Origin of the sequence: Butyricimonas sp. BSD2780061689_150309_C8, from assembly GCF_015560935.1 — a bacterium.
GTDB classification, from domain to species: domain Bacteria; phylum Bacteroidota; class Bacteroidia; order Bacteroidales; family Marinifilaceae; genus Butyricimonas; species Butyricimonas paravirosa.
On sequence record NZ_JADMSV010000019.1, the window covers coordinates 1 to 18,908 of the forward strand.

Annotated in this window: 16 protein-coding genes; 8 read left to right on the top strand and 8 right to left on the bottom strand. The window is 43.0% G+C overall.

Features of this window, described 5'->3' with window-relative positions; translation table 11 throughout:
- Positions 1–3 precede the first annotated feature (3 nt).
- Entirely contained in the window at positions 4–408 is a 405-nt protein-coding gene (locus tag I2I33_RS13815) for an ORF6N domain-containing protein (RefSeq protein ID WP_317193316.1), read from the bottom strand.
- 483 nt (positions 409–891) lie between these two features.
- Here I2I33_RS13815 and I2I33_RS13820 point away from each other — a divergent pair, with 483 nt between their 5' ends.
- Positions 892–1,542, top strand: coding sequence for a hypothetical protein (locus I2I33_RS13820; protein WP_087420287.1), 651 nt, complete (start codon positions 892–894; stop codon positions 1,540–1,542).
- Positions 1,543–1,548: 6 nt separating this feature from the next.
- Entirely contained in the window at positions 1,549–1,911 is a 363-nt protein-coding gene (locus I2I33_RS13825; RefSeq protein WP_087420288.1) for a hypothetical protein, read from the top strand.
- Positions 1,912–1,918: 7 nt separating this feature from the next.
- Here I2I33_RS13825 and I2I33_RS13830 read toward each other — a convergent pair whose 3' ends face one another.
- Positions 1,919–3,199, bottom strand: a complete 1,281-nt coding sequence (locus I2I33_RS13830; protein ID WP_087420289.1) for a DUF2851 family protein — start codon at positions 3,197–3,199, stop codon at positions 1,919–1,921.
- 185 nt (positions 3,200–3,384) lie between these two features.
- Here I2I33_RS13830 and I2I33_RS13835 point away from each other — a divergent pair, with 185 nt between their 5' ends.
- The 5 genes from I2I33_RS13835 (at position 3,385) to I2I33_RS13855 (ending at position 9,830) form a co-directional block, all read left to right on the top strand.
- Entirely contained in the window at positions 3,385–4,272 is an 888-nt protein-coding gene (locus I2I33_RS13835; protein ID WP_087420290.1) for a coiled-coil domain-containing protein, read from the top strand.
- Positions 4,273–4,357: 85 nt separating this feature from the next.
- The gene (locus I2I33_RS13840) at positions 4,358–6,028 is read left to right on the top strand and encodes a formate--tetrahydrofolate ligase (protein WP_087420291.1); all 1,671 of its coding nucleotides are present in this window, start codon (positions 4,358–4,360) and stop codon (positions 6,026–6,028) included.
- A 62-nt stretch (positions 6,029–6,090) separates the two neighbouring features.
- Positions 6,091–6,747: a carbohydrate-binding family 9-like protein gene (locus tag I2I33_RS13845; RefSeq protein WP_087420292.1), complete on the top strand. Its 657-nt coding sequence runs from the start codon at positions 6,091–6,093 to the stop codon at positions 6,745–6,747.
- A gap of 6 nt (positions 6,748–6,753) precedes the next feature.
- A complete protein-coding gene (locus tag I2I33_RS13850) occupies positions 6,754–7,944 on the top strand; it encodes a metallophosphoesterase (RefSeq protein WP_087420293.1) in 1,191 nt (396 codons plus the stop codon).
- A 134-nt stretch (positions 7,945–8,078) separates the two neighbouring features.
- On the top strand, positions 8,079–9,830 hold the full coding sequence (locus I2I33_RS13855; RefSeq protein WP_162613735.1) for a SpoIIE family protein phosphatase: 1,752 nt from the start codon (positions 8,079–8,081) through the stop codon (positions 9,828–9,830).
- Positions 9,831–9,877: 47 nt separating this feature from the next.
- Here the strand turns inward: I2I33_RS13855 and I2I33_RS13860 are convergent, their stop codons facing one another.
- The 5 genes from I2I33_RS13860 to recN all read right to left on the bottom strand — a co-directional run bounded on the left by I2I33_RS13860 (position 9,878) and on the right by recN (position 16,613).
- Complete coding sequence (locus I2I33_RS13860) at positions 9,878–11,686, bottom strand: LTA synthase family protein (protein WP_087420295.1); 1,809 nt, start codon at positions 11,684–11,686, stop codon at positions 9,878–9,880.
- A 195-nt stretch (positions 11,687–11,881) separates the two neighbouring features.
- The gene (gene dnaB, locus I2I33_RS13865) at positions 11,882–13,423 is read right to left on the bottom strand and encodes a replicative DNA helicase (protein WP_027200254.1); all 1,542 of its coding nucleotides are present in this window, start codon (positions 13,421–13,423) and stop codon (positions 11,882–11,884) included.
- Between the two features lies 1 nt (position 13,424).
- On the bottom strand, positions 13,425–13,997 hold the full coding sequence (locus I2I33_RS13870) for a 3'-5' exonuclease (RefSeq protein ID WP_087420296.1): 573 nt from the start codon (positions 13,995–13,997) through the stop codon (positions 13,425–13,427).
- A gap of 86 nt (positions 13,998–14,083) precedes the next feature.
- On the bottom strand, positions 14,084–14,920 hold the full coding sequence (locus tag I2I33_RS13875; RefSeq protein WP_087420297.1) for an enoyl-ACP reductase: 837 nt from the start codon (positions 14,918–14,920) through the stop codon (positions 14,084–14,086).
- A 34-nt stretch (positions 14,921–14,954) separates the two neighbouring features.
- Positions 14,955–16,613, bottom strand: a complete 1,659-nt coding sequence (recN, locus tag I2I33_RS13880; RefSeq protein WP_087420642.1) for a DNA repair protein RecN — start codon at positions 16,611–16,613, stop codon at positions 14,955–14,957.
- A gap of 120 nt (positions 16,614–16,733) precedes the next feature.
- On the opposite strand from recN, the gene I2I33_RS13885 reads away from it, so the two are divergent.
- Positions 16,734–17,681, top strand: a complete 948-nt coding sequence (locus I2I33_RS13885; protein WP_195666820.1) for a transcription antitermination protein NusB — start codon at positions 16,734–16,736, stop codon at positions 17,679–17,681.
- Positions 17,682–18,276: 595 nt separating this feature from the next.
- Here the strand turns inward: I2I33_RS13885 and I2I33_RS13890 are convergent.
- On the bottom strand, positions 18,277–18,840 hold the full coding sequence (locus I2I33_RS13890; protein ID WP_087420298.1) for a TIGR00730 family Rossman fold protein: 564 nt from the start codon (positions 18,838–18,840) through the stop codon (positions 18,277–18,279).
- Between the last annotated feature and the right edge of the window lie 68 nt (positions 18,841–18,908).

Genomic DNA, 18,908 nt, shown 5'->3' on the forward strand with positions numbered 1-18,908 from the left:
TCTCTACTTAATTCTAATATTTTTTTGATGGGTCAATTTAGAGTATAATAGTGGGTCAAGTGACTTTATATTTTCCACCAGCATATACAACCCTTTTTCTGAGAAAGCAGCTGGGAGTACACGAGATTTAGACGAGATATTTGGGGTCGAAAATTTCGACCGCAAATTATTCACTTCCTCATTAGTCAATCTGAACATATAACCCTCTGGAAATTTATCAAGATTGTTCTTAACCGCCTCATTTATCCGTTTTGTTTCTACCCCATACAACCCGGCAATATCAGTATCCAATATCACTTGACAATCCCTAAGAAGTATGATTTTATGGCGAACCTGCTCAAACAAGCTAACTGCATTTTGATCATTACTTTTCTTGCGTTCATTTGAACTAATATCTTTCTTATTCACGTCGTATTCTTTATTAAATACTTACATATTTTGTTTTAAGTTTGAATTTCAGAGATAGACTGATCTATCTTGCATTTCTATTCAAACAAATTTACATTCCAGCATAAAGATAGCTATTTCGCAATTATAACCAAGAAAATAGAATATGTTTTATACAAAACAAATATACATATCGCATCATAGGTTGCGTGCAGTACGCTCCGAAATACCGTATTTCCTAGCAAATTCATTCACTGAAATATATTCCATATTAAAATTATCGGCAAGTTTTACATTCAGATTTCAAACAAAGGTAGTTGTTTTTGCCGTTACCGGCCAAAAAACAGACCATGTTTATCGCACATCACACTCAAAAATACACCAGATCGCCTTTCATTAACAATAAATTAAGATTCTGGCATCCCCTACATTCTTTGTTATACACAAATTATTTACTACTTTTGTCACACGACAACAGAAAAGTTCAATTAAAACATTTCAAATATGAGAAAAGGATTATTTTATATATCAGGCATCTTAATATTTACATTACTTCTTTCCTCTTGTGTTTCTAAAAAGAAATACGAGGAGTTAGCCAGAGCGAAAAGGAGCATTGATCGGGAAGTGGCAACTTTGGAGAATGACAAAAAATCATTGGAATCCGAAATGCAGAAACTGAAAGATGACTTCAACGCTGTTCGTTACCAGTTGACAGCGAACAATGCCGCCAAGGACAAACAGATTGATGACCTGAACACCCAATTACGTGCTTTACAGAGCAAGGAATCGGCCTTAAAATCAGAGTTAAAAGACGTGTCAGAACAGGTAAAATCCAAAGTACAAAGCAGCGAAGGACAACTAGCTGAACTACAACTTCAACTAAAAAGAACAACCGAGGAGCGGGATCAAATCCGGAAACAGTTGACTGACTATAAAACCAACGCTGACTGGGACAACCGCAAATTGAGCAACGAGGTAGAACACATCAAATCGAGCCTCAAATTCAAAGACAGCGAGATTGCCCGTTTGGAAAAAGAGATTGCCGGGGTAAAAAAACAGTTAGCAGATGCCAAGAGCCAGTTAACCAAGAAAACCCAAGAGGTTGAAAAACTGACAAACCAAGTAAATCTTCTGAAAAAAGAACTTAGCAGGTAATTAAAAATGATTTATATCATTATCAGCATAATAGGGCTACTAGTAATAGTTGCCCTTTTTACATACTCTTCAAAATCAAAAACGAAAACAGAAGAGCCTCCCGTCGTGGCTCCCCCTGCTGATTGTTGTGGGGCTCATGCCATCTGTGAAAAAGGGCTGAAAAAAATAGATGAAAAGATCGAATATTTCGATGATGAAGAACTCGATCAATACAGGGGTATTCCCTCCGCCAGTTTCAATGATCAACAAATCGACCAGTTCCGGGAAATCCTCTACACGATTCGTCCCGAAGAGTTATCCGATTGGTTTATCAGCTTGGAAAAGCGAGGAATCGAACTGCCGGATGTTCTGAAACAGGAACTCAATTAGTGTCGAATCAACCTCTTCCTACCCGACGGAATATTTCCGCTCCTATTTTACAATGCAGACAACGATGTGCATCACAATATTCTCGTTTTACTTGTAACAAAGCTTGGGATTGTAAAGCGGAATTCACCTGTACCCCGTAACGGGTCCACGCATCCGAAATATGATTACGTTCCGCCCTTAACTCTTCCAGCCATCGTAACGCCTTATCACAATATCGTTCTTCCCCCCGTTCTTTCCCGTAAATGAATAGGAACGGTATCAAGGCATTGATAATAATTACGTTCTTCATGCTATTCCCCAATTTCTTCACCCGTTTCACGGAAACCACTCCTAATTTATAGTGAGTATCCCAATAGGAAGAGGCGGTTACGTCCAGTAAACCATAAATTTCCGACACGTCTGAGGCATCCAGCACACTGGAAAGCAAGAAATTGAAACGCATCATCAAAGAGGCCAGCAAGGCCAAACGAACCGTGGGAAAAGCTATCGGACGAATCCGCATAAATTTCCATTGAGAAACATTCATGGCTTCCAGTTGGAATTTGGCTGCTTGATACTCGTACTCCTCCCGCAAACCAAAAGCATACTCGTCTGTTTCCGGCACGTCAGCCAACAAACCGGCATACCCTAAAAGCAACGCCTCCACCCGGAAAAGAGATTCACTACTACGAACCACTTTTTTGTAAGATAAGTTTTGAGCCAGCTGAGCGAAAACATCAGCGTTCACGTTCCCAGACCAATACCGTACCAACATCCGGTAGAAACATTCCTCCCAATCATTTTTAGTCTCCCGCAACATCACCTGAATATCTTTACATTTACGTTCCAACCGCTCGATCGCGTACCCCGTGAACAACATTTCCAAGCGGGTCGAATCAATCTCTTTCAAGTGTCGATGACAACGGGGTTCAACAGGAACTCCCTGCATGAAAACATACTCATCCCATAACCGATTATCATAGACTAGGGTAATCGCATCAATTTCTCGGCCACGAAAATCGTACACTTCCATGTCTGCCTCACCCACCACGGAGAGAATAACATTATTATAGGCCGAATCCTTTTCGTGAGCATGACGGAACCAATCACTTCCTTTCTGATGAATCTCCACGTTTCCCACTTGCACGACATCATTGATACGCACCTTAGCATTAAAGAAATCCGGTCCGGCATCCCGATTCTGAAAACCGACATTCAAAATCTCTACTCTTTTCCCCTTGGTTGACACACACACCGTACTCGTGAAAAGCGAATTCGCCCATACATACTGCAAAAACTCTTCTGTCATAAAATTCACTTGTTATATTTTAGACCCTAAAAAACGCCATTCACAATATTACGCACTTTTTTACAAATAAACAAGTGCTAAATTTTTATAAATTCTAATCCTTTCTCCTTTCTATAACGTTTTATACTTATATTTGTTGAAAAGAATAACCAAGCTTTGACTATAACATAAAACAGGAAACGAATATGGAAAATGAGAATTTAACTAAAAGCAAGAAAGATAAGACGTTAATGATAATTATTGGGGTGTTGTCCGCGGTTTTAATTGTACTCTTCGTGTTCTTCCTCGTGGAGAAAAAGGAGAACAGGGAAAATATGATTGCTATTACGGCCGAGAAAGAGGAATTGCAGCAAGAATTGACCGATTTGAGCCACCACTACGATAACCTGAAAACAGACAACGACACGTTAAACGCCAAGCTCGTACACGAGCAAGAAAAGATTGCCACATTGATGGATAAAATGAAAAAATTCCGAAATGATTCTTACGCTGAAATTAATCGTTACAAACGCGAGATCGGAACTTTAAAAACCGTTTTAAGAAGTTACGTGGTACAAATCGACTCGCTGAACCAACTGAATCAAAAGCTCCTTGCCGAAAACAAAGAGGTGAAGAAACAGATGGACTGGGTACGCGAACGCAATAAGACCTTAGAAAAGAAGACAGAAAAAATGGAAGAGACACTTGAAAAAGCCAACACGCTGGCCGTCGAAAACTTCCACATTTACCCGATCAACAAAAGAGACAAGGAAACCACGTTGAAAAAGTGTTTCCAATTAAAGGCAGACTTCACCATTTCCCGTAACATCACGGCAAAACGAGGTCCTAGAATGATCTACTTGCGGATTACTCGTCCGGATGGTGAAGTACTGGCTGCATCCAGCAAATCATTCTTTAAATTCCAGAATGCCTCCCTGACCTATTCTGCCAGAAGAGAGATCACGTACGAGGGAGAAAAATTGGATGTTGCCATCTATTGGCCGAATGACGGTAGTCTGACGAAAGGAGAATACGTGGCCGATCTGTTCTCGGATAATCAACAAATCGGTACACTTAAATTTATTTTAAAATAAAAAAATGAAACAAGTTACAAGAAAATCAGTAAACTAAATTAACCTAGAACTTGTAACTTGGAATTTGAAACTAAAATTAATAAACATGAAAACAGATATTGAAATTGCAAACTCGATCGAGATAAAACCGATTTACGAGATTGCGGATAAATTAGGCATAGACAGAGATTTATTGGAACCTTATGGAAGATATAAAGCCAAATTACCGTTAAGTTTGATTGATAAATCAAAGATAGACGGCAAAAAATTGGTACTTGTATCTGCCATATCACCAACTCCTGCCGGAGAGGGTAAAACAACAATCTCCATTGGTCTTACGGAAGGATTGAACCGGATAGGAAAACAAGCAACGGTCGTACTACGTGAACCCTCACTTGGCCCGGTATTTGGAATCAAAGGAGGAGCCACCGGTGGTGGTTACTCTCAAGTCGTTCCAATGGAAGACATCAATCTGCACTTCACGGGTGATTTTGGTGCTATCGAAAAAGCTCATAACCTGCTATCCGCCCTTATCGACAATAATATTCAAAGTAAAACACATTCTTTGAATATTGACCCTCGTACAGTAACTTGGAAACGGGTGATGGATATGAATGACCGTTCCTTGCGCCATATTATCGTGGGCTTGGGGGGTACGTCTGCCGGAATCCCACGGGAAACCGGATTCGACATTACTGCGGCATCCGAGGTGATGGCCATTCTCTGCTTGTCGGATGATTTCGAGGATCTGAAAAACAGACTGGGTAACATTTTTATCGGTTACACCTTCGACAAGAAACCGATTTATGCCCGGGATCTACACGCACACGGTGCAATGGCGGCCTTATTAAAGGACGCAATTAAACCGAATTTGGTACAAACTTTGGAAGGCAACCCGGCTATCATACATGGTGGCCCATTCGCGAATATTGCCCAAGGAACGAACTCGATCATCGCTACTCGCATGGGATTAACCCTCTCCGACTACGTGGTGACTGAGGCCGGATTCGGTTTTGACCTCGGTGCAGAAAAATTCTTCGACATCAAGTGTGTGAAAGCTGGGTTAAAACCCAGTGCTGTCGTTATGGTGGCCACCGTTCGGGCATTAAAATACCACGGGGGAGCCAAACTGGACCAATTGAAAGAACCGAACTTAGAAGCCTTGAAGAAAGGTGTGGCCAACTTGGAAAAGCAGGTCGAAAATATGAAGAAATTCAATATCTGCCCCGTTGTTGCCATCAATAAATTCATCACAGATACCGACGAGGAGATTGCATTCCTTGCCGAGAAATGTAAAGAGCTTGACGTTCCCATGGAAGTGGCTGAAGTATGGGCAAAAGGTGGAGAAGGTGCGGAGAACCTGGCTCGTTTGGTTGCCAAAGTGGCAGAACAATGTACTTGTAGCATGAAACCATTGTACGATTGGGAATGGAGTGTTGAAAAGAAAATTGAAACCATTGCCAAAGAATTGTACGGTGCAGCCGCTATTGACTACACAGCAGAGGCTAAATCCGACTTGAAGAAAGTGATGGACTTGGGCTTGGATAAGCTCCCAGTTTGTATCGCCAAAACCCAGAAATCATTATCGGACAACCCGAAATTACTTGGCCGTCCGAAAGATTTCGTGGTAACGGTACGCCAGATCGAGATTGCATCCGGAGCCGGATTCATCATCCCGATTACGGGTAGTATCATGAGAATGCCCGGTTTACCGGATATTCCCGCTGCCGAAAAAATTGACATAGATAACAACGGTAAGATCACCGGATTGTTCTAAATAAATTTTAAACTGACGTGTCAGGAAGAACTTCCTGACACGTCTTATTTTCGTTCTAAGCCATGGATACCATTGATATTGTCAAGTTTCCCCCGTATGCAAGTAACGAAACGCTACAAGTGTTAAGCTACCACCTGGACCGAGAATGTAATCGTATCACCTTGAAGGAAGTAAACTGGCCGGATACCTATCCTTATCGCCCGGACATCCATTTCCGGATTGCTTATAACGAACAGCACATTTTCTTGAAATTTGACGTGCATGAAAATGAATTCCGAGCCACGGAAATCACGGATTGCGGACACGTGTGGGAAGATTCCTGCGTGGAACTTTTCATCCAATTGGAAGATGGGGACGGATACTACAATATTGAAATCAATGCGATCGGCACGATCTTATGCGCTTACGGTACGGGTAGAGAGAATCGCAGCCTAATGCCAATGCAAATAAGTACCACCATTCTCAGGGATTCTACCATAAAATTCAACAATGAGAATCAAGATGAAGCTTTTTATCAATGGTCACTGATTATCAGATTCCCTCACACGGCTTTTTTCAAACACACTTTTATGCCCACTTCCGGAACCACGATCAGGGGAAATATTCATAAATGCGGGAACAAACTTCCCCACCCTCACTTTGTCACGTGGAACCCGATTCCAACGAAAAAACCGGATTTCCATCGACCGGAATTCTTCGGAACACTTATTTTTAAATAACTAACCATGAAAACAGGATTATTCATACTAATAGTCGGTATCTTTTGCGTGTTACTGAACGACTCGCTTCTATTCTTACAGATCAGACGTTATTTCACGCGAAAAATATACTCGTACCTATTCTGGTTGCACTCCCTGTTTTTCGTGGCATGTATCGTGTGGTATCACCTATTTATCCCGACCCTAAAAGGTCCGGAAGCCTATTTCTGGGTAGAAAAATGTATCTCTATTATCCTATTGTTTTATACACCCAAGACGTTATATATCATTGTAAACGCCTTTTCCATTTTATTGCGGAAGGCTAAATGCATTCCGGCTGCCAGAATCGTGAACAGACTGGCTCTAGGTATAGCTCTAGCCTCTTTTATTGTTATATTGAACGGGATCACGTGGTACAGGTACAACTACAAAATTGAGCGGGAGACCGTGTGTATCAAAACTCTACCCGACGCCTTCAATGATTTTCGCATCGTACAACTAACCGATTTACACTTGGGAAGTTACGGAGAACATTATCCCGGCATCACGAAACTCGTGGATGAAGTAAACCGGTTAAATCCCGACTTGATCGTGTTTACCGGAGACATGGTAAATAGTTTTGCCTCGGAAATGGACCCTTGGATCGAAACCTTAAAAAAATTAAAAGCCAAATACGGCAAATATGCCACGACCGGGAACCATGATTACGGTACTTACGTGAAGTGGCCCTCGAAAACAGACCAAGAGAATAACCTGAAACAGTTTTTCAAGAATATGGAACGGGCTGATTTCACGATGCTGAATAACACGAATGTCCCGCTTGTCATCGCGAAGGATACGCTTTATTTGGCCGGAGTTGAAAACTGGGGACTTCCCCCCTTCCCTTGTTTTGGTAAATTAGCTCAAGCCTTGGAAGGAACAGACGGTTATCCCGTCATTCTCCTTTCTCACGACCCGTCTCACTGGCGACACGAGGTACTAAATTATCCCGTGGACCTCATGCTGGCAGGTCACACGCACGCCATGCAACTGGGAATCACCATCGGCAGTTTCCGGTGGAGCCCGGCAGTGTACGTCTACCCGGAGTATAACGGACTGTATACAGCAAACGGCCAACAATTGTACGTCTCCCGGGGAGTTGGTTACCTGGGATTCGCCGGACGTATCGGCCAAAGACCGGAAATCACCTTAATCAAGTTAACCAACGATTGTAAATAATGAAATCTTCCCGGAAAAACTCTTTCAGTACCAGATTGACCATCTATATATTATCCGTTTGCACGGTCATATTTCTGGTCATCTTTATCATCCTGTATGTATTGCCGAGAATATCACAATACAAAAATGTCACGATGTACTCGGAACTAATCGCTGAACAGGCAGAAAATCAAATTAAAGAACAAGGCAGGGTGATTGAAAGAATTAATTCCATGCTGAAACTCGAGCCGATAAAAGACCTGCTTATTGCTGGAGATCGTAACACGTTCAAGTCCGTATTGAAAAACTCCCCCGAAATATGTGGTTGCGCCTTAGAATACGAACCGGGCTATAAAGATCATGATGTGTTTGTTTACCGCCATAAGGACTCCGTCCATTTCAAGAAATTGTCACACGGTAGTATCCATTTTTCCACGGAACGTTTGGACAAAGACGCCCATGCTCAAAGAAAATCTTATTGGAGTAACTACTATTACAGTTTTTCCTACATCAAGCAACGGGTTTTCTCCCGTTTCGAGCCGATGTATGATTCGAAAAGTCAATTCGTGGGGTATCTACGACTGGATATTTTCTTAGAAGAATTCACGGATTTTGTCAATCACCTGTCTCTCTATAAAACAGGTTATGCCTATCTAATGAACCGGAACGGTATTCTGATTGCCCACCCGAATCAAGAAATCCGGATGTTCAGTGATATTCGTAAATACGCGGAAACTAAAAATATTGATTACGAAAAAATCCTCAAAAGAGCCACGAAAGAAGAAAGCGGATCGGGTGAAATATCCATTGATCACGTTCGTTTCTTCGTGTATTTCAAACATATGCCCCACACGAAATGGGTATTGGTTGTTATCTGTCCGCATCACGAAGTGTTTGATTCTATCGCCCGTATTAACGATCTGATCCTGATCTGTTGCATCTCCTGCTTGATTCTTCTCTTCTGGGTGGTTATCCGGGTGATCAAGCGTTTATTCTACCCGTTGAAACAATTCTCAACAGTTACCCGCATGATTGCTGACGGTAATTTCAATGAACCTATACCCATGATCGGGAATAAAGACGAGATTCAGGAACTACGGGAATCATTTGTCTATATGCAAAAAAGGATCGTTGAATCGATCGAGAATCTTAGGATCAGCACGATCGAAAAAGAGAAGATAGAAGGCGAAATGCGTGTAGCTCAACGCATCCAAGAAAGATTCCTTCCCTCAATCCCCCGAATCTCGAAATTCCATTTCTCTCTGTATGCCCGTTTGGAACAATCCAAGGCTGTCGGCGGAGATATGTACAGTTATTTCGTGAAAAGAAACTGCCTCTATTTTATCGTGGGTGATGTGAGAGGGAAAGGTATTCCGGCCGCCTTGTACATGGCTTCGGTCTCCACCCTCTTTAATTATATCGCTCCCCGGAAACGTACTTCCTCGGACATCTGTAATACTATTAATAATTACATGAGTGACAACGTGGAAGACGATATGTTCATCACCATGTTCGTCGGTATTCTCGATTTAAAGAACGGGATACTATCTTATGCTAACGCAGGCCATCCTTTCCCGATTCTATGTACACGGGAAGAGAAAGAGGTGAAATTCCTTGAAGATTCATTGGGTATTCCAATCGGTGTTATGCGAACCATGTATAAAGAAAGCCGCTATCAAATGGAAAGTGGCGATATGCTCTTCCTATACACGGACGGGTTGACCGAGGCCCAGAATTCTGAACGCCATTTTTACGGGAAGGAACGGGTGAAAAAGGTTATCGAATCCAACCCTTGTGACACCCCGCAACAACTGGTTCATATCGTCTTAGATGATCTGAAAGAATATACCGGAAATAGCCATGAAGAGGCGGACGATCTGACTTTGTTTGCAGTGCAATATTTATAAAAGGGAGAGGGATAAAAGTCGTTTACCAAACACCCACCCCTTTTGATTCATTTTTTAAAATCCCGATCAACAACTTGTAAATAAGCTTTCAATAACTCTCCATCTTGGGGATTGGTGTTAGGTCCTATCGGCTTTTTTGTTTTCAGATCATAGATGTATGCCCCGTTATTCGTCACCACTGCCGCCGCATTCGTGAAAGAATAAAAAGCAAAAGGTTTGGCCGTCGGGTTCAACAGATTCTTGCTGTAATGGAATGCCTCGGCGTTCATTCCCAACTGGGCAAACAATGTTGCTACCATATCGGTCTGAGATCCCAATGTATTGACCACGGAATCCTGCACGTTCATCGCTCCTCCCGTGAAGATCATCGGAATTCGATAAGCCTCCGGCAAATGAGGTTGCAAATTCCCCACGTGACGGGTTCCATGATCGGCTACCAGCACGAATAAGGTATTATCCCAAAGCCCCGATTTCTTACACTTTTCAAAGAATTCTCCCAGACATTGATCCGTGTACGCAATCGCATTCTTCAACTTGGAACCGCTATCATCTCCCGGAATCTTTGTCTCCATAGGAACGATAAAGGGTTCATGACTACTCATAGTAAACGCCATATACATGAACGGTACTTGGGCAATTCGTAAATCTTCGTAAAGACGATCAAGCATATACCCGTCATGTACCCCCCATTTGAAACGGTTCTCGATGGCCTCTCCCGAAAAATCATCCTCGGTAACTGTACCCTGAAAACTCATGGTCACGTAAGAACGGAAGCCGCCAAAATTGAGATCCCCTGCATAATAAAAACGAGTAGAGTACCCTTCTGTTTCGAAATTCAGCGGGAAACGGGGTTGTTCATAAGTCTTGTTCGGGTATTTCAACATGGATGCATTCGGATAAGCGGGGAAACCGCTGATCACCCCCAAAATACCCCGGTCTGAACGATTTCCGGTTGCGTATATATTAGAGAAAAATATCCCTTCCTTGGCTATTGCTTGTAAATTAGGCATGGCGTCCCAAGCGTTTAACGTGAATGTTTCCAACAAGAGTACCACCACGTTAGGTTTATCGGTTTTCAATACCTTGGGATAATCTCCCGTTTCCACATACACGCTATCCACCAACTGTTGAGCCTTATCCTCCGGCATAAAAGCATAATTTCCTTTTACCTTGTCAATATGCATTACCTCATACAGGAAGTTCCATACCGGATTAACCGCAGCCTGATTCGCGTACATATTTTTGTTATTGAAAAACACGAAACTCACGTTCATTGGGGCCACGTTGAAACCGCCTCTCACGGGAATAAACGCAACACCACCTAAAATAAGATATACGACACCGTGCCATAATGCCTCCCGTCTGTCTGTACGAAAAGTCTTGGCCACCCAACGGCGGTAAATCGCGTAAAAAACAGCCACCATGACTGCATAGAGTAACAAGAGCAACAGAATCAACCCCGTCGGAGTTGAAGCCATCGCCTCTCCGGGTGTCTTCAAGTAAAACAAGGGAGTTGCATCCATGTGATACCCCCAATTTTTGAATAATTCCAGATCTCCCACGATAATCAGACTTGATACCACTAAAAGCAAAAGCGTCAGGCAGGAGAAAATACGTTTCAATATTTTTGCGGATAAAAAGACACCGATTGCCATCAGAACACAGGACAACAAAATCACATATCCGCCAAACGAAAGATCCATGCGGAACCCTTTGGCAAAGATCATCATGTAATCATGTCCGGTAAGAGTGGCCGTCTCCTTGTATTGATATATCAAGAACACCACCTTGGCCACCCATGAAAATACAATCCAAAAGAGATAGTATTTTAGCAAAAACAGTAATTTATCACGCATAGATTAATTTTAGATTTTAAATTTTAGATTGAACTCCTCCGTCAGCTTCGCTGCCACCTCCTCTATAAACAGAGGAGGAGCTGGTGACTCTTCCCAAAAATGAAGAGTAACTCAACTCTCCCTCTGTTTATAGAGGGAGTACCCCGAAGGGGGGAGGGAGTTTATTTTTCATATTCAATTCTCCATTTTCAATTATTAAAACGGTGCTTTACTACTATTCGCCGGATTCTCGAAACTCTTGCCTCCCTCCTGGAAATCGGAATCCAATTGTGGCATTTGTGGAGCCGCATCCTCGTTCATCCGGGAGCCGAAAGTAACCGTCTTCACGGTAGAACCTCCCGATGCAAACGGAGAAACTTCTTCCAAATCACAGAATTGTGCCAACTCGTTACGGAACCGCAACTGAATCTCCCCTACCGCACCGTTACGATGCTTGGCTATAATAATATCGGCAATTCCTTTCAAGCTGTTTCCCATGCTGTCCTCCATGATCCCGTAACGTTCCGGACGGTGAATGAAAAGCACCATATCGGCATCCTGCTCGATGGCCCCGGATTCACGCAAGTCAGACAACATCGGTTTCTTGGCATCTCCCGTACGTTGTTCGACCCCACGATTTAACTGGGACAAGGCGATCACCGGTATATTTAATTCCTTGGCAATAATTTTCAACTGCCGCGAAATCATACTTACCTCCTGTTCCCGGTTTCCCCGCATATCCGCCCCGGCAGTCATCAACTGCAAATAGTCGATAATCAACACCTTGATTCCGTATCTTTGTTGCAGACGGCGACACTTGGCCCTCAACTCGAATATAGAGAGGGCTGGGGTATCATCCACGTATATCGGGGCCTTGATCAAGGCCTTAATTTTCGAGTGTAACTGTTGCCACTCTTCCTCGCTTAACTTACCATTACGTATTTTCTCGGAACCCAACTCGGTCTCGCTAGCAATCAGACGGTTCACTAACTGCACCGAAGACATCTCCAAAGAGAATAAAGCAATGGGCTGGTTATGGTTCACTGCCATATTCCGGGTCATGGACAACACGAATGCCGTTTTACCCATAGAGGGACGGGCGGCAATAATCACGAGGTCGGAAGGCTGCCAACCGGAAGTCACTTCATCCAAAGCGTTGAACCCGGAAGGAACCCCACTCAATCCATCTGCACGTTTACCGGCAATCTCTATTCCCTTGATCGCTTCATCAATCAAAGCATTAATAGCCGTTGTCTCTTTTTTTATATTTCCCTCGGCAATTTCGAACACCTGCTTTTGAGCCATATCCACCAAGTCGGCCACGTCTGTTGCCTCGTCGTATGCCTTGTTCTGTATATCGGTACATACCCGGATCAATTCCCGCTGGATATATTTCTGCACCACGATACGGGCGTGGAACTCGATATGAGCTGCGGATGCCACCTTCGAAGTCAGTTGAGCCAAATAGTAATATCCCCCGATCTCTTCCAGTTCCCCCAAACGTTTCATCTCCTCGCTCACGGTAAGAATATCCACCGGTTCGTTATTCAAAGAAAGGTTTTGAATTCCCCTGTATATCTTTTGATGTGCCTCCTTATAAAAACATTCCGGTTTCAAGAAGTCACTCACGGTAATAAACGCATCCTTCTCCAACATCAGAGATCCCAAGATAGCCTCCTCCAGATCCACGGCCTGCGGTGGCATTTTCCCGTATTCGGTTTGTAATGACTTGTAATTATACTCCGGTTTCTTCGCCATATTAAATCACTTTTAACTCTTTCAATTTCCAGAAACAACGAACAGTTGCCCGCACGTCCGCCAAAGCATCATGAGCATTCTCGAATCCCTCCCCGAACAGAACCTGGTGTAACTCGGATAACTTCGGAGATTTGAATCCCTGTTTTCCACCCGGCAATTTACAATAATTCGTGGACATTTTCATCGTACAGTATTTCGGTTTCAGAAATAAAGAAGTCATCATCCGTTTCCGCTCGAATTCAGCCCCCACAATACATTCGTCAAAACTGATATTATGCCCGATCAAAGCATAGGCCACATCTATCTTATCCGAAAACAGCTCCAAGGTGGATAACAAATCTTGCCCTTCCTCTTGGGCTTTTATCGTGGTAATCCCGTGTACACGGGATGCCTCCACCGGAATAGAAAAACCTTCCGGTTTAATAATATCGCTACGTTCCTCGATAATATTCCCCTTATCATCACACATAATCCACGCAAGCTGCACCAACCGGGGCCAATTATCAACGTCCGTCACGGGAGCATTCCAACGCTGCGGAAGTCCCGTCGTTTCCGTGTCAAAAAATAAAAACATCTTTACTATATTTACGATTTATGACTTACGATTTATGATTTTCTTTACCACGCCTACACCTGAAATCATAAATCGTAAATCCGAAATTATTTCGTTTCGCCGTTTTCAAAACTCTTGTTATACTGGTGCATAGCCCGGTAGCTCATACCCATGCTGGAGAACCCACCATCGTGGAACAAATTCTGCATGGTCACTTTACGGGTCAAGTCAGAGAACAAGGTGATACAATAATTCGCACACTCGTCGGCTGAGGCATTTCCCAACGGGGACATCCGTTCTGCAAAATCAATTAGGGAATCAAAACCTTTAATACCGCTACCGGCCGTGGTTACCGTCGGGGATTGCGAAATCGTGTTGACACGAACCCGCTTTTCCCGTCCGTAAATATACCCGAAACTACGGGCAATAGACTCCAACATCGCCTTGGCATCCGCCATATCATTATATTCGAACATGGTACGCTGTGCAGCCACGTATGAAAGCGCCACAACAGACCCCCATTCATTAATCGCGTCCAATTTCTTCGCCGTCTGGAGAACCTTATGGAAAGAAATAGCCGAAATATCCAATGTTTTTTGTAAAAAATCGTAATCCAGATTATCGTAAGGACGTTTTTTTCTCACGTTCAACGACATGGCTACCGAGTGTAATATAAAATCAATCTTCCCACCCAACAATTCCATCGCTTCTTTAAATAAACGCTCCAAATCTTCCTCACTAGTTGCATCTGCAGGAATCAATGGAACATTATTCTTCTCCGCGAAATCCTTGATCTGTCCCATCCGGATAGATAATTCAGTGTTCGTCAACACGATCTCAGCCCCCTCTTCCAAACATTTCTCCGCCACTTTCCACGCGATGGACATCTCATTCAACGCACCGAATATTATCCCCTTTTTTCCTTTCAATAAATTGTAACTCATAAAACTGTATTAAATTAAAAAATTCTTTCTACTATTAAAATTGACCGAGTAGCAACCGGGCATTCTCCAACGCTGCATCACTGACAACACTCCCGCTGATCATTCCGGCTATTTCCGCCACCCGCTCTTCATCTGTTAAACGACGGATACGGGAAATTGTTCCCACCTGGTCGTCTTCTTTATATACCTTAAAGTGGTGATCTCCCGCCGCAGCAATCTGGGGCAGATGGGAAATACTGATCACCTGCATCCGGCGGGCCATCTCTTTCATCATCTCGGCCATCCGGTGAGCGATTTCCCCGGAAACCCCCGTGTCAATCTCGTCAAAGATAATGACCGGCAACTGTTTCGTGCGGGACAGGATGTACTTCAGCGACAACATCAACCGGGAAATTTCTCCCCCGGACGCCACTTTTACCAGTTCTCCCGGCTCCTGATTCTTGTTCGCCGAAAACAGGAAACTCACGTCATCTTTTCCCGTCGTCGTAAAATGATCCAACGGGGTGATCATAACCTTGAACACGGCATGTTTAATCCCCATGCTTACCAGCAATCCCCGCATCTCTTCTCTCAATTTCTCCTCCGATGCCACACGGGCTTTATGTAGCTTACCCGCCAACGAATCCATTTCTGTCTCCACGGACTTAATTTGTTTTTCCAATATTTCGATCTGTTCTGCGAAGGATTGTATTCCTTTCAACTTCTTCCCTAACTCCCCCTTTAAAGCGATCAGTTCCTCGACTTTTTCCAACCGATGCTTGTGTAGCAAATCATACATCACGTTCAATCGCTCGTTGATCACGTCGACTCTTGTCGGGTTGTATTCCACCCGTTCCGCCATCCGTTCCGATTCATCGGCTATATCCTCCAGTTCGAGAATCACCGAACTCAGACGCTGCTCGTAGTCGGCAGCCTCTTTCACGATCCCCTCCAATGTCGCCATCCGATTCTTCACCCCTTTCAAGGCCTGAATAACGGGATTATCCGATTCCGTTAATACATACGTCGATTCGGAAAAGGCAGATTTAATATTCTCCGCGTTATTCAACACGGCCAGCTCTTCCTCCAACTCCTGCTGTTCTCCTTCTCGCAGACGGGCTTCATCCAGCTGGTTAAACTGGAATTTCAAATAATCTTCCTCTTGTTCGGCCTCCTTTGCCTGCTGTTTTAATAAAGTCAGTTCTGATAACAATCCCTGTCGGTGGGTATATTTTACCCGGTAATCTTTCAACAACGCTTGATTACCGCAAAAAGCATCCAGTATTTCCAATTGATATTCCGGTTGCCCGATAAGTAAGGACTGATGCTGCGAATGCACGTCGATCAAGAAACTCCCGAACTCTTTCAATAATTTGTTATTTACGGGAGTATCATTAATGAACGCCCTCGATTTGCCGTCTGCCGTCAATTCTCGTCTCACAACCACCTCGTCGTCATAATCCAAGTCATTATCAGCAAACCATGGCTGTAAATCGTACCCCACGACATCATACGTGATCTCGACCACGCATTTTCTGTTCTTATCCATAATGGCTGCAACATCAGCCCGCTGTCCCAACGTCAGCCCGATCGCACCCAACAAAATGGATTTTCCCGCACCTGTTTCCCCGGTAATAATCGTAAATCCCTTCTCTAGCTCGATATTCGTTTTATCGATCAAAGCGTAATTTCCTATATGGATGTTCTTTATCATTCCTACAACCTTTATTGCATAAATCATGCGAAAGTACTAATAATTTTCCATTTTCAATTTTCCGTTTTCAATTTAATTAGTACTTTTGCGCACCGGTTTAAACATATAGTTCTTTATAAAATGACAAGTAGAAGATTAATTAGAATTAAAGTTTTACAGCTTTTATATTCTTACACGAAGAAAGAGGGAGTGACAATTACGGAAGTGGAAAGAGATTTGTTCAAAAGTATAACCAAAAGTACGGATTTATACTACCACGTTTTCCTCTTAATCACGGAAATCCAACGTCGTGCATTTTTAAAAATAGATGCTGCCCGTAATCGGAAACTTGCATCACAAAGAGAGTTAAACCCGAACACCCGCTTTATTGACAACCCGGTAATCAATCAAATTGCCAATAACCGGAAATTCAAGACCTATGTATCCACGAATCTGGTTTCCTTGAACGAGTGTCAAGACGTGGTCGCCTTGCTGCATGACCGCATGATGGAAATGGATTTTTTCAAACTTTACATGTCCAAACCCAGCATGACTTACGAGGATCACAAGAAACTCGTGCTTGACATGATCTCGGAATTAATCGCAGAAGATGAAGATTTCGACCAAGCCATGGAAGAAAAGAATATTTTCTGGAATGACGATTTCGAACTCGTGTTGAGCATCGTGTACAAAACGGTGAAGAATATGAAAGAAAGCTATTCTGAAGACACCGTTTTCTTTATCTCCTTATATAACGAGGAAGAAGACTTGAGTTTTGCGAAAACCCTGTTCCGGAAGTCCATTCTCGACATGAAGGAAAACTTGGAATTAGTGGATCAGTTCACTACCAACTGGGAACTCGACCGTATTTCCGACATGGATAAACTAATCATGGATGCGGCAATCTGCGAGCTGAAATATTTCCCCTCTATCCCCGTGAAGGTGACTCTGGACGAGTATATCGAGATTTCCAAGAACTATTGTTCCCCGAAAAGTAGCGGGTTTATTAATGGTGTTCTCGACAAAACTGTGGCTCTTCTGAAAGAAAAGAATGAAATCAGAAAAGTCGGTCGAGGTTTGATGGAGTAATACTACCCCCTCCAGCTCCCCCTTACACAGGGGGAGAGCTGATTACCAAGCGGTTTCCCTCCCGTGTAACAAGGGTTAGAGGCCGTAGCCATTTCACAAATTCAACTTTTGGGTTACTCCTTTTCTGTTCATGAATTTCGTTTGAATCTATCCCAGAATGTTTTCCGTTCTGTCTTTGGTGCTTTCAAGCGATTCCTTTCCTTTCTTTCTTGAGAGCGTTTCAATATAGTCTCACCGTAGTCTCACGCCTAGCATCATTAAATATCGGGTACAAATCAACTAGAAGTTACCGTCCCCGCCTCGGTAAGTTATCGGCAACTTATCGGTAACTTATCGAGGAGTTATGCACGAAACACTAGTGAGAGTATACTGAGAAACAGAAGAATAACTAACGAAATAGGCCCCATTCACACTTGCCACACAAAACATTAATTAACAGATCACCTATTTTATCCCAATAAATAAAGGGTGACAAAAGCCACCCTTTACATTCTAAACTAAACTAACCAAACTTTTGTATCACTACAATAGTCAACTCATACGCTATATTAGCTTTGTAAATATAGAATATAAATATTAAAAAAACAAGTTTTTTTTAATATTTACTTGAAAAATCTTTAGCCTGATAATTCTCGATATACTCCACAGCCTCTTCCACCGTATTTACGACGACATACAGCCCATCATAGGCCTTCGACACGAATCCTTCCTTGCGAATATTACTGATAAAAAGGAAAAAATACTCGTAAAAATCGTTCGTATTAAGGAAAATAATTGGTTTATTATGTATTCCAAGTTGTTTCAAGGTAATCACTTCCGTGATCTCTTCCAGCGTTCCCCATCCCCCGGGTAAAGCGATAAAAGCATCTGCTTTTTCACGCATCATGCTCTTTCGTTCTTTCATATCGGGAGCCACGATTAATTCGGAAATACCTTCTGCCGAAACACCCCGGTCCACGATGCATTGCGGAATGATCCCGGTCACCTCTCCCCCACTATTTTTCACGGCATCCGACACCTCACGCATCAACCCGCAATTTGTTCCGCCATACAGCAACCCCCATCCCCGTGTCACGATCTCTTTCCCCAAATCAGCCGCGGCCTTAAAATACACGTTATCGACACTCTCCGATGATGCACAAAACACACAAATTTTCATAGATTAAAAGTTACAGGTTGTAAGTCATTCATTTCATAAAACAAATTGCAGATTAATAGTACAAACCT